General features: G+C 61.2%; 3 protein-coding genes. All 3 read left to right on the forward strand.

The window, feature by feature from the left end; genetic code table 11:
- Positions 1 to 242: 242 nt before the first annotated feature.
- Positions 243 to 467, forward strand: coding sequence for a hypothetical protein (locus ABD882_RS04595; RefSeq protein ID WP_345184834.1), 225 nt, complete (start codon positions 243 to 245; stop codon positions 465 to 467).
- 231 nt (positions 468 to 698) lie between these two features.
- Positions 699 to 1,136: a hypothetical protein gene (locus ABD882_RS04600; protein ID WP_345184836.1), complete on the forward strand. Its 438-nt coding sequence runs from the start codon at positions 699 to 701 to the stop codon at positions 1,134 to 1,136.
- A 120-nt stretch (positions 1,137 to 1,256) separates the two neighbouring features.
- Positions 1,257 to 3,184 (forward strand): hypothetical protein (locus tag ABD882_RS04605; RefSeq protein ID WP_345184838.1); only part of this gene is annotated, 1,928 nt, incomplete at its 3' end.

A 3,184-nucleotide genomic window follows, 5' to 3' on the forward strand; every position in this document is an offset into this window, starting at 1 on the left:
GGCCCTTCACCGTCTCCGACGACGAGAACCCCGCGGGAAATGACACCACGCTACGGGACGCACCCTGATGAGGCGGAAGTTTTGATAAGGGGAACCGTGACTGGTGCGGACGTGCTGCCATGAGGAAAGACTTAGCTCGTTCCGAACTTGTGCGTTTGCTTACCCGAAAGTCCCCCGCCCCTCCGACATGGCTGCTAGAACTATTGCAGTCTTCCCAATCGGAGAGGTACGAGGGTAGCCTCGTGCTGGCGGCCGAGATTCGCGGCATATACCAGGGTCGCCTCCAACGAATGAAGGCAGAGAGCCCGCTCCGGGCGGAAACTCATCGTTTCATCAGTGCGATTGACAACTATCGCGAGACCTACCTTCTTCTGATTGTGATCGGCGAGAACACATTCACCGCTGGAATTTGGCTATCATCTGACGCGCGCTCAGTTCTCGCGGTGATCTCAAAGAACGACAAGTGAAATCCCGTGATCATGCCGGGGCACGCATTATGGCGTATCGGCGGGTGGCCATTCGCATCGCCTAACCGTTTCTTCGGACATTCGGTGGGGGTCATGGGGTGCGTCCTCCGACGGCGAGGAGCATGTGTCAACCGTTAGGTTTCGCGCACGAAGAACCCCGCTACCCGGTACACCTCGAAGGAAATGAACGGAGGGAGCCTCAACATCCTCGCCCGGGGATCGAAGCCCGACATGCTCGCCCTTGAGCGTTCACTTCATGAGTCGCTGCCCATCGGGCCCGAGGAGGGGCAGCTATTCTACATCCAGAGGCAGATCAGCAATGGCCTGCGACCACCCCCGGTACCCTTGGTAGGCGTCATGAAAAATGTCCTCGTCCTGCAATGGCCAGCCGCTTCTGAGTCTGACTACCTCGCACTCATCTCCATGGAGGAAGCCTTGGAGGATCGTCTCGACGGGACCCAAAGCTACGTCGACGGACACGATTTCGGCTCCGACGAGATGAACCTGTTCGTCCATACCGATCAACCTCTCGACGCGTTTGTGGAGGCGCAGTCAGCACTCGGGTCGGACCCGCGCTGGGCTGGAGTTCGGGCTGCGTACCGTCCCACCGACGGGGAGGAATACACGATCGTATGGCCGGCGACGCTTGAGGTCTTCTCGGTGTCGTAATGCGTCCTACACTCGTGGTCCTCGAGAGGCTTGATCCGCACATACTTCGATGCTCGTGCGATGGTGATTCCAGACCCTCGCACGGGCACTCGACGCTGGCGGGGGTCATCATGCCGCTGTTTGACCACACCAAAGTTCAGGATCGACGTACCTGACGACCCCGTCGAGCTGGGCGAGGCACTTGACTGGGTTTCATTGTTTCCTCAAACAAAATTGCAGTTTTGTACAAGTATCAGTCTCTGGTTTTCACTCTCTTCGGATGTTGGAGAAGATATGCGCGCGGTGCATCCATTTGCAGTGTGGGTGGTTACAGTGGCGATGTCGCTCGTAGCCATGCCTGTGGCAGCCGCCACGCCCGCAGTGTATTCGCCAGCACCGCAGGTTCTGTCCGCGATGAAACTGGCCGTGGTGCGGTCCTCAGCCTCACGGCAACCCGTCGTTATTGACGCCTTGACGACGCCGACCGAACAGACAACAGCAATGCCGGATGGCACGATGCGATTGGAGCAGTCGTCGGTTCCGGTGCGTGTTGCGCGCGAGGGCTCCTGGATTCCGGTAGACACTCGCCTGGTGCGTGTTGGGGATTGGTTCTCGCCTATGGCGTCCGCGGTGCCTGTTCGGTTCTCGCCGGGCGGCACGGGCGCGATCTCTGAGACTCAGACATCGTCGGGCGAGTGGGTGGCGGAGTCATTGCCGGACGGAACGCTTCCCACCCCGAACGTCGTAGGCGACACTGCGACGTACCCGGAGGTGATGCCGGGTGTCGACCTGAAGCTCGTCGCGACGAAGACCGGGATGGCGTCGATCTATGTCGTCAAATCAGAGCAAGCAGCGAAGGGCAACGGGCTCGCGCGACTGCAGGTCGCAATGGCTGGCGCGGAGCTGACGAGGCCTGATATCGGCAGGGTGAGCGCGAAGGCTGCGGACGGGTCATCGCTGATCGCAGCGCAACCGTTGTGGTGGGATTCGTCCTCGGGAGGAACGTACAAGGAACCAGGCGAGAAGGCTCCGCCGGCGCCCGTGACCCACACCATGACGAAGGATCACCTCACGATGGACATCGGCGCCTCTGTCGCCGAAGCGGAGAAGCGAAGCAGGGACGCCGTCGAGTACCCGATCTTCGTCGACCCGGACTGGAGTTCAGGGACGACGGGAGCCTGGTACACGGACGCAGCCTACCCGGACGCCTCGTATCTGACCGCCGGCGCCTCGGATGTGCTCCGCGTCGGCGCATACGCGCAGTACCGGTCGGACATGTTCTTCCAATTCCCGCTCGGCGCCCTCGCCGGTAAGCAGATCCTCAACGCTGTACTCAACACGACGCAGCTGTCCGTCGATGCGTGCCCCGCGGGCCCGATCAGCAGCCACTTCGTCAGCGTCTTCGGTCCCGGGTATACGTGGAACCAAGAACAGAGCTGGATTCAAGCCGGTCAGATGTGGTGGTCGGGTGCGATGCAGAGCTGGGTCGGGCCGCAGGACTGCAGCACCCCGGCGACGGCGGTCGGGTGGACTGTGACCAACGCCATCCAGTCTCAGGCCGGTCAACCCAACGTGCACCTGGCGTTCACAGGCGACAACGACATGTCCCGCCGCCACTACAGCCGGGATGCGACGCTCATCGTGACGTACAACTCACCGCCAGACACCCCAACGAACCCGACGATCACTCTGCCATCTCGAGGCTGCGGGACAGCCAATTCCCCAGCTGCGGTTTCGGCCACGTCTGTCACTGTGAGTGTGAACCAGACCGATCCTGATCCGGGCAATGTCGATGACAACGTCAACCTGTACCAGGCGAGCGATCTGACAAACCGCGTGCAATGGCAGCACCCCGGGCTGGTCGCGCAGGGACAAAGATCAGTGACATTCTCGGGGCTCACGGATGGCACGACCTATGCATGGAATGCTCGGGGCAGCGACTGGCTCATTGACGGTGTTGGTTCCACTGCGCTCTGCTACTTCACCGTGGATACGACGGCTCCGGTGGTGTCGAAGGCAGCGTCGGCGGTGACGATCGGGACAGGGATTCCTGTGACGATCGGGGCTGC

The sequence above is a fragment of the Microbacterium panaciterrae genome (assembly GCF_039541635.1).
GTDB classification, from domain to species: domain Bacteria; phylum Actinomycetota; class Actinomycetes; order Actinomycetales; family Microbacteriaceae; genus Microbacterium; species Microbacterium panaciterrae.

Bases quoted from the DNA above. Each gene is read 5' to 3' on its own strand.
- ABD882_RS04600 (WP_345184836.1), top strand. From the start codon at position 699: ATGCTCGCCCTTGAGCGTTCACTTCATGAGTCGCTGCCCATCGGGCCC.